This window comes from Nostoc sp. UCD121 (genome assembly GCF_014222285.1).
Classification (GTDB): domain Bacteria; phylum Cyanobacteriota; class Cyanobacteriia; order Cyanobacteriales; family Nostocaceae; genus Nostoc.
On the sequence record NZ_JACKZS010000083.1, the window covers coordinates 1 to 18038 of the forward strand.

An 18038-nucleotide genomic window follows, 5' to 3' on the forward strand; every position below is an offset into this window, starting at 1 on the left:
CTGCTAAAGTTTGTTCTTGACTAATTTCTTTTTTCCATTTAATTACTCCCCAAAAATAAGAAGGATATTTAGTACCTTCTTTAATTAAGGTTTGGCATTTTCTAATTTTTTTTTGAACTTTTTTTAGTTTGGGATTTTTTAAAGTAGGAAATTTGTAATGTGTTTCATAAATCGTAATAGATTCATAAGTAACTAATTGTTTTTGCTTTCTAGATAGCATCACTTATTTTTAAATATACAAATAGTTACTAAACTTTTACCCATTTCAATACCGTTGGGTTTTTATTATAGCAGTAGGTTACACCATCCTTAGTAGTCACAGACTTTTCTTGACTAGCCTTGCTTCTAATAGTACTAAGAGAATAATCTGTTAATGTCTGAAGCTCTTTATGAGAAAGTCCTATAATCGTGGCGTAGACGCTTTGCGTCTTGTCGTTAGACATCGCTGCTGATTCTGGTTTCATTTTGAGTTCATTTTTTGGGTAAATATCTATCGTAATTTGCTGCTTTTCTGATGGTTTAATAACAATCCCTTTTTGCAATTGATAATCTGGCATAGAAACAAGTCGCCAATTAGATCCTTGCGAAAGCTCTAATACCCATTGATGATAATTAAATAAGCTTTCTCTATGACCAACGCTGATAAAAGTTGTTTTCGTTGATTGTAACTGTTGATATAAATTACCTTCGTTATTTATATCTAAAGCACTCGTTGCTTCATCTAAGATAGTGAAACTAGGATGTGTAATTAATAGCCGTGCAAAAGCGAGGCGTTGTTGTTCTCCTAAGGATAATATATTTTCCCAAGGAACTTCCGTATCAAAGCCATTTACGCGGGTAAGTAAGTGTTGTAGGTTAACTTGTTGCAAAATGTGTTCAAGTTCGCGATCGCTCATTTTCCTATCTGTGTGAGGATAGAGCAACTGTTCGCGCAAAGTCCCTAAAATTATATAAGGGCGTTGGGGTAAGAATAATACTTCTTTTAGAGGAGGACGCACTAGACGACCAGTTCCTGCATTCCACAAACCAGCGATCGCTCTCAATAAAGAACTTTTACCCCTACCACTAGGGCCAACAATCAATAACCCTTCGCCTGCTTGGACAGCAACTGACAAATTTTCAACAATCACCTGTTCATAATTTGGCGTTTGTAAAGTGACATTCTCAAAAGCTAAACGTTCTTCTTCTATAATTTTAATAGTACTGTCGTTCTCTGGTTGTTTACTAGCAGTTTCTAAAGCATCAGAAAACTCTGCTAAACGTTTTACATAGCTAGAAAATCGCCCTGAAATTCCAAACTCAGATATTAGTTCTCCTAGAGCATTAGAAAACATAAAGCAAGCAAAACTAGCTTGGTTAATTTGTCCATAATCAATTTTATCCTGAAGAAACAAGGGTGTAAGAATAAACATTGAAAATACGCTAATAGCAGACTGATATGCTCTGCTAAAAGCGTCTTGTCCCCTCTCTAAATTCAGCCTGCGTTCAGCAGTTTTTAAAACGTTATTAAATCTGCGTTTAATTATATTTAATTCTTCATCTTCTCCCTGAAAAAAAGCGATTGATTCAGCGTGATTACGAACATGAGTTAAGCAATAAGCAAAATCTGCTTTAAATGCAAGTTCTTCTTGGTTAACTTTATTTATTGTTTGATTTAAGTAAATAGCTATTAAATTACCTATAATTGTATAAATAATTAAATAAATTGCGATTTGTGAAGAAACCATCCAGAGAATTATCAAAGAACTTCCCATTTCTAAAGATTTTTCTAGTAAAGAAGAGGAGAATCTCAAGCCAATACTAGTAATGGGTTCTATCTCTTGGGATAAGCGTTGATCTGGATTATCTATATCAGATTTAAAATTGATTTTATAATAAGCTTGATTGCTTAAATATTTTTCTAAAACATAAAAATTTAGCCAGTTATACCAGTCAAAAATTATTTTTTTTCTGACATATCTCAAAAGAGTTACTAACAATACCATGCCAACAATAATGAGGCTGGAAACCCATAAAGTACTATTATATTTATCAAGATCTCTCTGTTCAATAACGATATCAATTACATAGCGATTCCAGTAACTATTTGCAGCATTTGCACCGACGATTACGACTATTAATAATACTAAGGAAATGAGCATTCCCCATGAGCGAATCACATCTGAAAATGCTCTTCCTTCTGCTTTTGTTGGATACCAATAAGGTTGAGCAACTACTTTCACATCTTGCCAAAATTGAATCAAGACTGAAAAAGGATTTGTTGTATTTTGCTCACGCACAGATGGAGTTTGCATATTCTAAAAATATAGCCGTCACTAATTACACTAGGAATTTTGAAATGGCCTTTGAGAATTAAGTTAGACTCAAAGGCCATTTTTCCTTTTAGAGAATGTCTGAAAACTTTTATGGTTTTGTATTCGAGATTTGTAGATTGCCCTAAATACGGTGCATACACAAGTCTGAAATAGTTTACTCACCTGATTTTACCCCACCCTAACCCTCCCCTTGTAAAGGGGAGGGAACTATATTTCTTTTTTCCCCCCTTTACAAGGGGGGATTAAAGGGGGTAATTTACAAATCAAATCGAATGCACTAGGTCAATGGTTCGTCATCAACAATTTCGACTGTTCTCGGAAAAGGGCCTTGGTCAGGCTCAGTAACGACTACTGGGCTAATATGATGTTTCAGTTTGAGTTTTAACTCATCTGAAATGGGCAATTCTTGAATTTCTTTGAGAAGAAATCTGACAGATTCAGTTTTGCTACGTTCTGTATAGACGAGCTTAAGAATGTTTTCAATTCCAAATCCCGCTATATATTCCCCTAGAACGGCTACCAGACCAAGCAAGCCTAAACCTCCTAAGAGGCCAAAAGGCCCTCCCAGCGCTGAAAGCATAGCAACAACGGCGGCGACATTGCCCCCTGCTGCACCCGTTGCGATCACGAAAAGTATGCCAGGAAGTCCTAAACCAGAAATTTTTTTGACGAGTTCATCCATTGTACTTACCTACAATCCTTATAAAGTGAAAACATGACTAAGAGAGTCATTACTAATTTCTTTTGTGAAGAAATTAAAAATCCTACATCTTGCACCAACTAATTGGTGCAAGATGTAAGAAATCTGATTTAGCCCAACAAAAGACTACAAAGTTCATCGATTTGTTGACTTTTTTGAGATATTAATCGATGGGCTATAGCTTGTAGCTGACGAGTATTTTGGAGTTTGGTATTATCTATTTCTTCTAGTTCACTATCTAACAATGTTTGAAAGCGATAATAAAAACTTTGAGCTTCTTTATCAGTAGGTTCAAACAACTGTTCTAATTCTCCAGCTACCACTTCACTACTACCGTCAAACATAATATTTAAAAGTGGTCTTCCCCATTGCAAGAGTCCCCAATTTTTGACTTCTTTATAAGGGTAGACACTCGTAAGCGAACCTGTACCTAAAGAAACTACTAAAATATCTTCTGTATTGAGGAGTTTTTGAGCTTTTTGTTTACTACTAATTTGTGCTTCTAAAATAGCTAAATGGGCTGGATTATTAGCAAATACTCCACCATCAATTAAAGTATAGGCGATACCGCTATTGTGGGGGTTTACAATTCGATGAGGAGCAAAATAAGTCGGAGTGGCACTAGTTGCCAATGCTGCATCTAAAAGCGAAAAACCCCCACATAACTTTTGAAAATTCTTAGATTCTATTTGCTGCTTTTCTAGTTTGTTTGTAAAAAATATGGGAATTCGCTGCTCGATATCGTAACTCGTTACAAAAACTTCTTTGAGATTATTTTCTATAAGGGCGTTACCAAAATATTGGCTGAAAATTGCTTCTTTGCTTTCAGAAGGATATTTTGGCTGGAGAAATATATCCTCTAACGGGCCAAGTAGTCTTTCAAACAACGGCTCATAAAATATTTCTACCCCATACTCAATAAAGAACTGTAGGAGATCCTCAGCAGTGTATTCAGCCACTGGTAAGTTATCAGATATATCCGAACCTAATCTGGGTTTAGTTAGTCCGAGTGCTAAAATTCCACCACTGGAAGTGCCAGTAATTAAATCAAACAAACTGAATATAGGCTTTTGTGTCCGCCTTTCAATTTCTGATAGGAGTAATGCCGGAATAATGCCCCGAATACCGCCTCCATCAATGGAAAGTATTTTATATTTGGGACTGGCTTTTGTATTCATAGTTTCTGGCATTTCCTCCTGAGTTAATATTTGTGCTTGTTGGATATTGGCGGGATTTTCAATTTTGTCTGTTTTCGTTTCCTCTTCGTATGGACTGAGAGCGATCGCAGTTGGAATAATCTCAGATTCTTCGTTGTTTGTTTCTGCCTGTTGAATTTCCTTTGGCTGGTTTTCGTCGTCGCTTACTAACGATACCGTTGCTGCTAATAAACTTGTAGTTAGTGGTGAGATATTTTCTTCAGGAATAACTGTTATCTCAGTTTGGATCTCTTCTTTTATATCTTCTTGATTGGATGATTCTGCTGCAAATGGAATTGGATTTGGTGATTGTGTTGCAAATGGAATTTCTGCTAAAGTCCAAATAGGATTACCACGAAAATTTCCTTGATAAGATTTTCCAGTTTGGTTTTTGACAGTTGTACCTTGCCCTTCGTCTAATTTCCAGTAGGCCACTAATCCTTCTTCATCTCCGACTATTAGCCCACAACGATGAGTCTGAATTTGTGCTTGAGTACAGGGAGAATTCCAAACGCTAATATTTGCTAATTGTCCTTTGAAATATACTTGTTTGTGTAACGTTGCTCCCAGAGTTATAGAACTTGTCGCTTTGTTTAAAGATGAGCCTCTGAGAGAATCGCTGTATTCACGATCGTCAAGATATACGGTTAGCTGACCACTATTAAAAACAATAGCAAAAAAGTGCCATTCTTCTACAGTTAATTCTCCTTGCCCAAAGGTTTTGATACCCTTGCTAACACTTTCATCAATGTAGACATCTAGGCTTCCTGTTTCACTGATGCCGAATTCAAAATTATCGCTGAATCTCTCTGAAGAACGGGCAAAAAATACATTACGCGTCCCGTAACTAGTGGCTTTATTTGTTAGTTGATATGGATTTACCCACCCTGAAACCGTAAAAGCTGAACTCCCTTGAGCGAAAACGCCGCCAATATCGTTTCTACCAAAATCTATATAATCATTTACCCCATCAAATGTCAAAACTGTTTGTGTATTTACTAGGTTTATCACAAGGATTTAATCTCCAAATATTAATAATTTTTACTTTTAACTAAGGAATTTAATCTCAATAAATTTTATAAAATAAATCTTACTAACAAGTTTCAAAGTGGTAGGTGATATAGACGTAAAATTGCTACTTTATTCTACTGAAAAGTGTTTTTTAATTGAGTAGCTATAGGATAAATAGAGGACAATAAAAATGTGCAAAGCTGAATACTCTAATTTTTATTAGTCAGTAATACTTCTGCGATCGCCTGTGAAATGGGGTAGTGTGGTGGATATATCTCCATCCAAAAAAATTCCCCAACTGGGTTAACTTCGAGGAATACATGGCGGCCATCGGGCGTGACAATAATATCGATTGCTCCATAGTTTAAGCCAAAATAAGCCATCAGTTTGAGCAGTTTTTTCTCAATATCTTCTGGCAAGTCGTAGGGTTGCCAATTTTTAACTAAGGCTCTCCCCTCTTTGCGCCAGTCATAAGTAGATCCTTCTAAGCTTTGGGAATCTACTGCGGCAGTAAATACGCGGTGTCCAACAATAGTTGTCCGCAACTCCAGCGCCTTGGGCACATTTTCTTGAAAGGTCATCGGACAAAAACGTAGTCCTTCCATATTCTCCAAATCATCATTTGTAACTGGAGTGGTAAACACAACGTTTTCTCGCCCCTGCTGATCGTAAATAGCAAAGGAAGAAAGCATCTTAGTAACAATACCTTGGCTACACTCTTGAGCAAATTGCTTAACTGTTTCTGGATTATTTGAAGTCAGAGTGCGTGGAGTTATAAGACCAACTTCTCGTGCAACTTGCAATTGTAGTTGTTTATTATTAGCCCGATCCACATTGGACATTTTATCAAAGTGGAATCCCTGAAGGCTGGCAATCATACCCCTGACTGTGGCGCGACATTCGTTAATTGACGCATCTCTGTATTGCTTGTCCATTGAGTCGGGAATTTTTTGTCCGTAGCGCATCCGCCGATACCAAACTGAGGAGACTTCACTCAAATCTAGCTTCTGTTCGCCATCAGTAATAATTACCCGTTCAGTATCGCCGCAGTAAATATCTAGCTTGACTTCAGTAGGATATCTGTCTGTGTCAAACCGAAATGCTTTTTCTCCTCTAGCATCAATTTCGTTGATGACTAGAGGAATACTTTCGTTGTCTTTACTAAACGTAACTATTAATACGGTCATAAAAAGTATGAAGTGTGAAGTATGTAGACACCCTTTAGGTGGCTTACCACAGGCTAGTATCAAATATTAAATTTTTGATCATGCTTTCTTTGAAGTAGAGTATCTGCGATCGCACTTGCAATCGGTAAGTTTAAATCCTTTTCCAGCATTCCCCACTCCCCCAGAGGGTTGATTTCCAAAAAGACGTATGCCCCTGATGGTGTGACGATGAAATCTAACGCTCCAAATAACAGCCCAAATTTCCCCATAAAGGCTTTGAGACGACGAATTACTTCATCAGGAAGCTGGTGGTGTTGCCATACGCCAATATCAACACCAGGTTTACGCCAATCAACTTTGGCTGCTGCATACACATCTGCATTTAGCGCCCCCACAAATACATTACCATCCACATACACCACCCGTAATTCCTGTTGCTTTGGAATTTGCTCTTGAAAAACCATTGGGCAATAACGCAGTGATTCGGCATCTTTTAAGTCTTCTTCCTTGACGATGCTGGTGTACAGAAAAAACGAGGAGTTAGCTTCCATACTCCGGGAAAGAGTAGTTAAGAGCTTGCTCACCATTTTGCCGTTGACTTGCCCGAAAAACTCTCGTGCTGCTTGGGCTTTGTTGGTAACAAGAGTCTGGGGGATAACAAAACCTACTTCAGATGCAATCCGCAGTTGACGCAGCTTGTTATTTGCATAATCTATCCGCTCTAAATTATCTACCCACGTAGCTTCTTTGAGACTGTCCCAAAAACCATCTAAAGTTGCTTGTGATTCTCTAAAGCAAGCTTCTCGGAACTTTGGCGCTAATTCTTGACTCAGTTGTGATTCCCAAATACGGCGCATCCATACAGCTTGCACCTGCTCTGTGCTGATCGAGTGGTTGTTATATTCTATAGTGTGGTAGCTTTTAGACTTATCAAAATGTGCTGTTAATTGCACTTCTAGAGGAAATTTATCAGTATCTAGACGAAATGGTTGCACACCTTTTTTTGATAAGGCTTCTGCCACTCTATCTATTGTGAAGAAATCACCACTGTGGGTAATTAATAAAACAACGTCACGAGACAGGTGCATAAATATTTTTTATCATATTTTCAGGAGGTAGCTATTAAGTATTAGCAAAGAAATTGCTTTCGATACCCAAAAATTTTTTAACAATTTAGGGGGCTACAAAAAGCAATCACCTCCATCTTTGGAAAAGGCAATATGAAAGCGATTGCCTACGGCAGGCGCTCTGCGCCATCGCATCTCTCAAGAGTAGTTTTTAGTTATTTTATAACTGCTACTCTATTAAATCATGATGAAGCCAATTACAAGATATTTCCCTGATTAGAAAGGTACTTTCAGATGTAGAAGACTAAATAAATTATTTATCTTCCAAATCTGAAGGAAATTTGTAAGTCCAAGGAACATCTGTTCCTTCACCTTCACTAGCTTGTTCCAAGAAACGCGCAAAAAATGGTAACGCTGCAATATCAACTGTTTTGACTGTCTTTTTAGACATAGAGTTTTCCTTGAAGAAAATTATTTTTTCAACTACAGATATATCAGTAATTAAATATATTTTCAAGATCAGTTAAGACAGTTAAGAAGCAATCATTCTCAGGATTTAGGAAAGTTAAGAAATTTAGGAAACTTAAGCAAGCGCATAAGATAAATTTATTAATTTTTTATCATAATTAAGTAATCAATATCAAGTTGTAGCAATTTTATTTGATTAGATTATCCTTGTAGTCCCTATATTTTCCAGTCTTCTTAACTTAGCCCATTGGCACATGATACGATCGCCGACATTGTTGAGCGGGGCTGGTGAATTAGCTGGTTTGCTCCCTATTAATGCTTAAATAATGCGGCATGGAACAGGTTATCCCAAGGCAATCGAGGCGATGAAGTTTGTAAATGCTGAGTTATGATTGTCTAGTTTTATACTTATAAGTTTAACCGTATTTTCTCTATTAGGAAGTTAATATAAAGCCATCAAGCTCCTATATGAAGGTTAGTTAAATATTTGCTTAAATATCTTAACTATCTTAAATGTCTTAACTGTCCACATTATCTACTTAACTTTCTTAACTTTCTTAAATGCCTACTTTATTATTTACTTAACTGTCTTAACTGTCTTAAATGTCTACATTATTATTTGCTTAACTGCTATTGCATTTTATTGACAAAACTGAGATCATTTAGAAGATTTAGTTTAAATATACTAACTTCATAAAACTTGTACCTTAATAAAAAATAGTTGCTAAATATTCTCTCTAGTAAGTTGATGTAACAGAAAAGAAGGCTACTTATGCATTACATTGGTACAAAATAAAAGCAAAACTTATATGCAATATGGAACAGAGCAGTGTTTGCAATAGTTTTTCGTTTGCCTAAATTATAGATTAGTAAATATAGACATTTAATTTTTAAGTACATTTAAATTATGGTCAAAAGTGTGAAAAATGGATTTTTTAGAAGAAGAGAGTTTATATTTGAAGAAAATACAGCAAATTAAAACTAAGTTTGAATTAGTTTTGTTGGAGAAAGCTCCATTAAACGAATGCACAGTGATTGTGAATAAAACATATCCACTGGAAGTCATACTATATATTGTTTCAAGCTCAAATAACTCGCTAAAGCAAATTTGCTCTTATCTTCAAAAGGTGTCCGATGAAGCATTATTACCAAAAGCCATAGTACCAGTGTCAAATATACCTTTAACTGCCATAGGAGAGGTAGATGAATTGGCTCTGATGAACATTCCTATTATTGATGAAAGTTTAATTGAGCAAGTAGAAAAGCAACTTAACTCTGATCACAAAATTGAACAGGCAGTGGTAGTGGTGCAGGAGTTGAGAAAGAATATCCCCTCACTTCATTTGTCCGATTTGATCCCAGATTGGCAAGGCAAGAACGCGATCGCCAAAGGCGGGGCTTTGCCCATCGCTAACGTTGCCCCAATTCCCAAAGATTCCCAACCCGATACACAACAACACTACTCAGAGCCAAAGCCACTTGCCATCAGTCACGGCAGTATTATCGTGGATGATCCCCATGCACCTATTACTTTGCCCGAAGTTTTGCAAAGAGCCGCGCAACAGGTTACAAGTTGGGGAATTATTTACCTATTGCCCGATGGAACAGAACTACACCAGTCATACGCTGAGTTACTGGAAGTTGCAGAGCGGATTCTTGCTGGTTTGAGAAAGTTGGGACTCAAGCCAACCAACAAAGTTATCTTGCAGATGGAACTTAGCTGTGACATTATTCCCACCTTTTGGGGCTGTATATTGGGAGGTTTTGTCCCCGTAATCATGGAAGTGCCACCAACTTATAGAGAATCAAATAAGGTGGTGGATAAGCTTTGTCATATTTGGCAGTTCTTAGATAGTCCAGTTATCTTAACTACAGAAGCTCTCAAACCAGAAATAGAATTCCTATCGCAATGGCTACCAGGAGAACGCATCAAGATAGGCACAATTGAAGTATTAAAAAACAATACTGCCAGCAAACAATATCATCATAGTCAACCAGATGAGGTGGCTCTTTTCAACCTGACTTCTGGCAGTACAGGAATACCAAAATGCGTTCAATTGACTCATAAGAATCTAATTTCTCGCGCCAGAGGAGCTAACCAACTCAATCAGCATGAGCGAGAAGATGTGATTTTAAATTGGCTGCCATTCGATCACATTGGCAGCATTTCCGACTGGCATATCCGTGGTGTTGAATTGGGTTGCACCTTGATTTATGCCCAAAAAGAATATATTTTGGGTCGCATCCTCAACTGGTTAGATTTGATTCATAAATACCGGATTACTCATAGCTGGGCCCCTAACTTTGCTTATGCGATAGTTAATGACTCCCTCAAACAAGAACCAGAACAGAACTGGAACTTATCGTGCGTGAAATTCTTACTGACAGCTGGTGAAGCAGTATCTAGTAAAGCTGTAGAGGATTTTCGAGAAAATTTGGTTGCATACAGACTCAAAGCAACAGCAATTCGTCCCGCTTTTGGAATGGCTGAGATGGGTTCGGGAATTACATATTATCAGCCCCTTCAGGAAGCACCTTTGTTGTTCCATAGGATAGACAAATCTATATTGCAAGGTACTATTCAACGAGTAGACATATACCATGCAAATTACAATACTTTTACCGATTTAGGCTCAGTTATTCCTGGAATTACCATTCGCATAGTAGACGAGCAAAACTCTGTATTAAGAGAAGACACTATCGGGCGTTTGCAAGTTAAAGGTGATGCAGTTTCTCTGGGATATTACAACAACGATGATGCTAACAGTCAATCCTTTTTAAAAGATGGCTGGTTTGATACTGGCGATTTAGGATTTATTGCCAATGAACAATTGGTAGTTACAGGTCGTGCTAAAGAAACAATTATTATCAATGGAGCCAACTACTACAGTCATGAAATTGAAGCAGTAGTAGAAGAAATTGCAGAAATTGAAGTGTCCTACACTGCCGCTTGTGCAGTGTGCAATGCTGATGATGCAACAGAGAAACTGGCTATTTTCTTCAGTTCACCAATTAGAGAAGAAGCTAAACTATTAGAGCTACTGAAGAAAATTCGCCAGACAGTGGTGAACAAAATCGGCTTAAATCCTGATTATTTAATTTTATTAGCTAAAGAAGATATTCCCAAAACTGTTATTGGTAAAATCCAGCGATCGCAACTTAGTGATCGCTTCCATGCAGGTGAATTTAACTTAATTCTCAAACGATTCGATATCTTACTAGGCAATAGCAACACGATTCCTGATTGGTTCTACCAAAAAGTTTGGCGACGTAAACAAGCCAAGGTTTTGAAGACTTTATCCCAAGATAGTCTGACTATAGTATTCCTTGATGAGCTTGGATTAGGTACATTTGTTTGTCAGCAATTGCAACAGCAAAACCTGCCATATCTGTGTGTCTCACCTGGATCGTATTTTACTAAAAAAAGTCCTAATCATTTCTGTTTAACTCCTGGAAATGCATATCATTATCAGCTATTGCTTGAGACTATAAAGGCAGAGAAACTGACCATTGGTCAGATTTTGCATTTGTGGAATTATCAAGAATATGGCGGAGAAATCAAAAACATAGAAGCTCTAGAAAAAGCCCAAGAGCAGGGAATTTACAGTTTATTATTTCTTGTCAAAGCCTTAGCAAAAACTCAGGTATCCCAAGATTTAGTTCAATTATTATTTGTTTCTAGCTATACCCAGTCTACACAACCAACAGACAAGATAGCTTATGAAAAATCTCCAGTTCTAGGTGTAGTTAAAACTATTCCCCAAGAAATAACCTGGTTAAATTGCTGCCATATCGATTTACCACCAGATTCAGTACAGGTGGACGGAAACCATATTCTGCAAGAACTCCAAATTTTATCAAAAGACCAAGAGGTTGCTTACCGAAACGGACAGCGCTTTGTTGTAGGTTTGGAAAAAGTCAAACTGCAAGACAAACCGAAGCAAGAACTTCCTTTTAAACCAGGAGGAATGTATCTGATTAGCGGTGGACTTGGAGGCGTTGCGATTGAAATTGCTAAATATCTGATTAAGTTTTTTAATGCCAAATTATTATTAGTAGGTCGCACTCCTCTACCAAGTACAGACGTTGTATCCAAAACAATATCAGACAAAATTAAAGCTTATCAAGAATTAAAGCAGCTTGGAGCGGTGGTTTATGAGGCAGTGGATATCTGCGATTTGCAAGCCACACAGCAAGTAGTAGAAAAAGTCAAATCTAACTGGGGAAGTCAGTTAGATGGGGTGATTCATCTGGCGGGAACTTACCACGAACAGATGCTAGTGGATGAAACACCAGAGAGTTTAGCTGCAATTTTACGTCCCAAAGTCTTAGGTGCTTGGGTACTGCATCAAGTATTAGAGAAGCAAGGGCAGGGGGTTTTCATTAGCTTTTCGTCTTTGGCGAGTTTCTTTGGTGGAGCCACAATTTCTGCTTATGCTGCTGCTAACAATTTTCTGGAAAGCTTTAATCAATATCAACGTTCTGTTGGTGGGTTGCACAGCTATTGCTTTGCTTGGACAATTTGGCGTGACACAGGGATCAACAAGGGTTATCAGAGGCAAGAAATCACCCGCGCTCAAGGCTTTTATGAGATGAGCCTGCAACAAGGGTTGTATTCCTTATTGACTGGTTTATATCATGACCAACCACAGCTGATAGTCGGCTTAGATGGCAGCAATCCCAAAATTCGGCGTTTTACCTCGGAGTTTCCAGGGTTACAGAAATTAACTGCCTATTTCACTACGGGTAACGGTGCTGCCGTACCAGAGTTATCAGATTTTACAGTGTGCGTAGGCGTAGCCCGTCGAAGACATCGCTTCACAACAACCGTTAACTGTGACTTTGTGCAACTATCACAAATGCCTCTGACTGCTAGCGGCGGAATCAATCGAGAATTATTGGCTAGGGGTATGACTAGTATAGGAGCGATCGCTCCCCGAAATGAAACGGAACGGCAAATAGCTCAAACCTGGCAAGAAGTTTTAGGAATACCCCAAATCGCTATTCACGACAACTTCTTTGAACTGGGAGGAAATTCTTTGTTAGCCTTCCAAGTCATTTCTCGTTTGCGCGAGACTTTTTCTGTTGAATTGTCGCCAAATCGCTTTTTTGCATCCCCGACTGTAGCTGGTTTGGCAGAAAGCCTTGAGGCGCTACAAACTGTCGTCACCAAGTGGAATGTCGCTATGGATGACGCAGAAAAAGAATATGAGGGAGGGGTACTATAAATGACAATAATAGAATTTGTATCTTATTTAAATAGTTTAGGTATCAAAATTTGGCTGGAAGGCGGCCAGTTAAACTATCGCGCTCCCAAGGGAGTGATGAACCCAGACCTCAAAAACCAACTGCTAGGGCGCAAATCAGAAATCCTGGCTTTTCTAGAAGAAGCTCAGACTGCAACAGACTCCTCTTTTGAGCCAATATCTATAAAGCGTTCTGGAGACTTGCCTTTATCCTTTGCCCAGCAGAGGATGTGGTTTCTCTATCAATTAGAAAGCCAAAGCCCGTTTTATAACGAGGGTTTACAGCTGCGCGTTGCAGGTGTACTCAACGTAGAAGCTCTTGAACAGAGTATCAACAAAATCATCTGTCGTCACGAAATTTTACGGACAACATTTCCCGCAGTTGACGGGAAACCCTTGCAAATCATTTCTCCTAGCTTGACAATCAACATACCAGTTCTGGACTTGCAAGGTCTAGAAGAATCAGAGGTACAACAGATTGTCACAAAAGAAGCTCGGCAACCTTTTGATTTGAGTAATGGCCCTTTATTACGCATCACTTTACTAAGGCTGGGGTCAGAGTCCCATGTCCTGGTATTGATCATGCACCATATCATCACGGATGGCTGGTCAATGGGGATATTCATCCAAGAGTTGTCCAACTTATATCGAGCTTTTACTCTTGATTCCCCTTTGCTCCTCCCTGAGTTGCCCATCCAATATGCTGATTTTGCAGTTTGGCAGCGACAATGGTTGACTGAGGAAATTCAAAAACAGCAACTAAATTACTGGAAGCAACAGTTAACCGATGCGCCACCCTTATTAGAACTACCCACAGATAAACCACGCCCACCCGTTCAGACTTTCTGTGGTGCTACCCAGGAATTTCAAATTGACCAGAATTTGAGCAAGCAAATCAAAACCTTCAGCCAACAGTCAGGAGCTACTCTATTCCATACATTACTAGCGGCTTTCGTCGTTTTAATGTTTCGTTACAGTGGTCAAGATGATATCTGCATTGGTAGCCCTATTGCCAACCGCAATCGCAGAGAAATAGAATCATTGATTGGCTTTTTTGTCAATACATTGGTATTGCGTCACCAAATCAAAGGCAATCCGAGTTTCAATGAGTTTCTCTCTCAAGTGCGACAAGTTGCAACGTCTGCTTATACTCATCAAGATATTCCCTTTGAACAAGTGGTAGAAGCGTTGCAGCCAGAACGTTCTCTCAGTTACAATCCCCTATTCCAAGTGGTGTTTGTCTTAGAGAATTTCTTGTTGGATACATTAGAATTGCCTGATGTTACTCTGACTCCTCAATTTGTAGAACGTGGAACATCTCAGTTTGATTTGACCTTGGCTGTTTGGGAGACAAAAGCGGGGCTGATAGGTGCGTGGGAATATAACAGCGACCTGTTTGAGCCAGATACCATTGCGAGAATGACAAGTCATTTCCAGACTTTGTTAGCAGTGATTATTGCTAATCCGAATCAAGCCATTGGTGAATTACCACTGCTGAGTCAGCCGGAGCGACATCAGTTGTTAGTGGAATGGAATGATACTTATACGCCCTATCCTCAGAGCAAATGTATCCATGAGTTATTTGAGGAGCAGGTTGAAAAAACACCTTATGCGATCGCAGTGGTTTATGAAGACGAGTCCCTGACATATCAACAGTTAAACGATCGCGCAAATCAGTTGGCGCATTATCTGCGATCGCTTGGCGTGAAACCAGAAGCTTTAGTGGGAATTTGCATTGAGCGTTCGCCCTTAATGGTGGTCGGATTGCTGGGCATACTCAAGGCTGGTGGGGCTTATGTACCGCTTGATCCGGCATATCCCCAAGAGCGGTTGGCGTTCATGCTAGCAGATGCTCAGGTATCGGTGCTGTTAACCCAGGAAAGTCTGGTGACAACGCTGCCGCCACATCAAGCGCGGGTAGTTTGTCTGGATAGCGCAACCTTCAGCGCGATCGCAGAGAATTTACCTCACACAGTGACAACTGACAATCTAGCTTATGTGATTTACACCTCCGGTTCTACTGGCAGACCCAAGGGAGTGCAAATTGAACATAGAGGATTGTTAAATCTCGTCTTTTGGCATCAACAAGCTTTTGCAGTGTCGTCCCTTGACCGAGTAACACAAGTTGCTGGAGTAGCATTTGACGCTTGTGGTTGGGAAATCTGGCCTTATCTGACGGCTGGAGCGAGCATCCACTTTCCCAATGATGAAACCCGGCTTGACCCTGAGCAACTGCGAGACTGGTTGTTATCAAAGGCAATAACTATTAGCTTTCTACCGACACCAATGGCCGAGAAAATTCTGTCATTAAATTGGTCGGTGAATGCTGCGTTGCGAACTTTGCTCACAGGTGGAGATCAACTTCATCAGTATCCTTCGACTTCTCATCCCTTTGAGGTGGTGAATAATTACGGGCCAACAGAGAATACTGTAGTCGCAACCTCCGGTACTGTTCCTAAAAGACAACAAGCTTACTTACCACCTGCAATCGGGCGAGCGATCGCTAATACCCAAGTTTATATACTAGATTCCTTATTACAGCCTGTACCCATTGGTGTCACTGGAGAATTGTACATTAGTGGTGAGAGCTTGGCACGGGGTTATCTCCACCGTCCCGACTTGACCGCAGAACGCTTTATTCATAACCCTTTCGCACCTGAAGGACGACTTTATCGGACAGGCGATTTGGTTCGCTACCAAGCTGATGGCAATATAGAATTCTTGGGCCGCATTGATAACCAAGTTAAAATTCGTGGTTTCCGCATTGAACTTTCGGAAATTGAGGCTACTTTGACTCAACACCCCCAGGTACGTGATGCTGTGGCGATCGCCAGGGAAGATATACCTGGTGTTAAGAGTTTGGCAGTATACATCATCCCAGAAATAACACAGCCGACCAGTAACGAGCTACGCCTATTTCTCAAGTCAAAGCTCCCCAGTTACATGATTCCTGCATCCTTCACATTTCTGGAAGTTCTGCCGATTACCCCCAATGGCAAAGTAGACCGTCGTGCATTACCAGTACCGGAGTTCGAGTCCGATGAATCCACTGGCTTTGTATCTCCCCACACCCATACTCAAGAAGTCTTGGCCAAGATTTGGCGGGATGTTTTACTGCTTAAGCAAGTTGGTATCCACGATAACTTCTTTGAATTGGGTGGAGATTCTATAATTAGTATGCAAATTATTGCCAAAGCTAATCAAGCTGGACTTAAACTTACTCCCAAACAATTATTTCAACACCAAACAATTGCTGAATTAGCGGCTGTTGCTGGTATAATTAACTCGGTTCAATCCGAACAAGGTTTAGTTACAGGGGTTGTCCCTCTAACACCGATTCTGCACTGGTTCTTTGAGCAAAATCTACCTGAGCCTCATCACTTTAACCAATCCTTCCTGCTAGAAGTTCCTGCAAATTTGCAACCGGAATTACTAGAGCAGGCATTGCAAAAGTTACTCTCCCATCACGATGCTTTACGCCTGCGGTTTGTGCAGCAGGATGGGCAATGGCAGCAGTACAACAGTGATGCCAGCGATGTATCGTTGGGCATTGCAGATTTGTCATATTTGCCCCCAGCAGAACAGTTAAAGGCGATCGCAATCAGGGCAGACGAAGCACAAAGCACGCTGAACTTAACAGATGGGCCGCTGATGCGGGTCGTTCTGTTTAACTTAGGAAATTCCCCCGGACGGTTACTCATCGTCATCCATCACTTGGCTGTCGATGCCATCTCGTGGCGGATTTTGCTAGAAGACTTATCTGAGGCATACAAACAATTAGAAGTTGGCAAAAGTATCCAACTACCTGCAAAAACAACTTCCTTTAAGGATTGGGCAATTCGATTGCAGGATTATGTCCGCAGTCAAGAACTGCATTCACAGCTAGATTACTGGCTGGACTCAATGCGGTTCCCAATTGCTCCTTTACCGTTGGATTATGCTGCTATTGCCCAAGATAACACTGTAGCCTCAAGTCGGATTGTATCTGTATACCTGAGCGTAGAACAGACTCGCGCTCTGTTGCACGATGTCCCTGGAGCCTACAACACTCAAATTAACGATGTCCTGCTAACGGCATTGGTGCAAACTTTCACTCGTTGGACAGGTTCTTACTCCCTACTGATTGACTTAGAAGGTCATGGACGAGAGGACTTGTTTGAGGATGTGGACTTGTCCCGCACGGTAGGCTGGTTTACTAGTATATTCCCCGTGCTGTTAAAACTTGAGGATCGCAACGATCCCGGAGAGGTTCTCAAGTCGGTAAAAGAGCAACTGCGACGTATTCCCAACCGGGGTATTGGTTATGGCATCTTGCGATATCTTAGCCCGGATGAGAGCGATCGCGATCGCGGAGCGTCTCGTAGAGAAGCGCTGCTGCGTTCGCCCTTGGCGTCTCCCCTTGGGAGAAGCGCAGAACGCAATCAATTACAAGCGTTCTCCAAAGCTGAGGTGAGCTTTAACTACTTAGGTCAATTCGACCAAACGCAGTTAGCAACCCTTGGATGGAAATATGCCCAAGAGTCTAGCGGTTCTATTCACAGCCCCAAAGGACGGCGCCGCCATTTGTTAACTGTAAATGGATTAGTTGTGGAAGGGAGGCTGCAATTAGAGTGGCAATATAGCGAGCATTTTCATTCCTGGGCCACTGTAGAAAATCTCGCTAATGAGTATATAGAAACCTTAGAAACTATTATTGCCCACTGCTTAACTCCAGAGGCAGGTGGCTATACTCCTTCTGATTTCCCAGAAGTTGAGTTTAGCCAAGAAGCTTTGGACGAATTGTTAGCAGAAATTAATTAAATAAAGTCGTCCACATGCAGAAACCCACCTTCTGTTTTCACAAGATTTTCTGCAAATAAACTAAATTCC

The 18038-nt window shown here is 39.9% G+C and carries 8 protein-coding genes and 1 pseudogene; 2 read left to right on the forward strand and 7 right to left on the reverse strand.

Going from position 1 to position 18038, the window contains the following annotated elements:
* The 7 genes and pseudogenes from GNF10_RS18395 to GNF10_RS18425 form a co-directional block, all read right to left on the reverse strand.
* Window positions 1-220 (reverse strand): annotated as a pseudogene (locus GNF10_RS18395) (hypothetical protein); the annotation flags it as partial.
* A gap of 28 nt (window positions 221-248) precedes the next feature.
* Window positions 249-2294 carry an ABC transporter ATP-binding protein/permease gene (locus tag GNF10_RS18400; protein ID WP_185607196.1) on the reverse strand — a complete coding sequence of 682 codons (2046 nt, stop codon included), beginning with the start codon at window positions 2292-2294 and terminating at the stop codon, window positions 249-251.
* A 298-nt stretch (window positions 2295-2592) separates the two neighbouring features.
* Window positions 2593-2997, reverse strand: a complete 405-nt coding sequence (locus tag GNF10_RS18405; RefSeq protein ID WP_185581946.1) for a hypothetical protein — start codon at window positions 2995-2997, stop codon at window positions 2593-2595.
* A gap of 128 nt (window positions 2998-3125) precedes the next feature.
* Window positions 3126-5222, reverse strand: a complete 2097-nt coding sequence (locus tag GNF10_RS18410) for a patatin-like phospholipase family protein (RefSeq protein WP_185581947.1) — start codon at window positions 5220-5222, stop codon at window positions 3126-3128.
* A 209-nt stretch (window positions 5223-5431) separates the two neighbouring features.
* On the reverse strand, window positions 5432-6409 hold the full coding sequence (locus GNF10_RS18415; protein ID WP_185581683.1) for an MvdD family ATP-grasp ribosomal peptide maturase: 978 nt from the start codon (window positions 6407-6409) through the stop codon (window positions 5432-5434).
* A gap of 59 nt (window positions 6410-6468) precedes the next feature.
* A complete protein-coding gene (locus GNF10_RS18420; RefSeq protein ID WP_185581684.1) occupies window positions 6469-7476 on the reverse strand; it encodes an MvdC family ATP-grasp ribosomal peptide maturase in 1008 nt (335 codons plus the stop codon).
* Between the two features lie 292 nt (window positions 7477-7768).
* Window positions 7769-7906, reverse strand: coding sequence for a microviridin/marinostatin family tricyclic proteinase inhibitor (locus GNF10_RS18425; RefSeq protein ID WP_185593158.1), 138 nt, complete (start codon window positions 7904-7906; stop codon window positions 7769-7771).
* A 943-nt stretch (window positions 7907-8849) separates the two neighbouring features.
* Here GNF10_RS18425 and GNF10_RS18430 point away from each other — a divergent pair.
* Complete coding sequence (locus tag GNF10_RS18430) at window positions 8850-13151, forward strand: SDR family NAD(P)-dependent oxidoreductase (RefSeq protein WP_185586056.1); 4302 nt, start codon at window positions 8850-8852, stop codon at window positions 13149-13151.
* On the forward strand, window positions 13152-17969 hold the full coding sequence (locus GNF10_RS18435) for a non-ribosomal peptide synthetase (RefSeq protein ID WP_185586055.1): 4818 nt from the start codon (window positions 13152-13154) through the stop codon (window positions 17967-17969).
* Window positions 17970-18038: the final 69 nt, after the last annotated feature.

Coding starts and splice junctions, on each gene's coding strand:
- GNF10_RS18400 (WP_185607196.1), bottom strand. CDS start 2,294: ATGCAAACTCCATCTGTGCGTGAGCAAAATACAACAAATCCTTTTTCA.
- GNF10_RS18405 (WP_185581946.1), bottom strand. CDS start 2,997: ATGGATGAACTCGTCAAAAAAATTTCTGGTTTAGGACTTCCTGGCATA.
- GNF10_RS18415 (WP_185581683.1), bottom strand. CDS start 6,409: ATGACCGTATTAATAGTTACGTTTAGTAAAGACAACGAAAGTATTCCT.
- GNF10_RS18420 (WP_185581684.1), bottom strand. CDS start 7,476: ATGCACCTGTCTCGTGACGTTGTTTTATTAATTACCCACAGTGGTGAT.
- GNF10_RS18425 (WP_185593158.1), bottom strand. CDS start 7,906: ATGTCTAAAAAGACAGTCAAAACAGTTGATATTGCAGCGTTACCATTT.
- GNF10_RS18430 (WP_185586056.1), top strand. CDS start 8,850: ATGGATTTTTTAGAAGAAGAGAGTTTATATTTGAAGAAAATACAGCAA.
- GNF10_RS18435 (WP_185586055.1), top strand. CDS start 13,152: ATGACAATAATAGAATTTGTATCTTATTTAAATAGTTTAGGTATCAAA.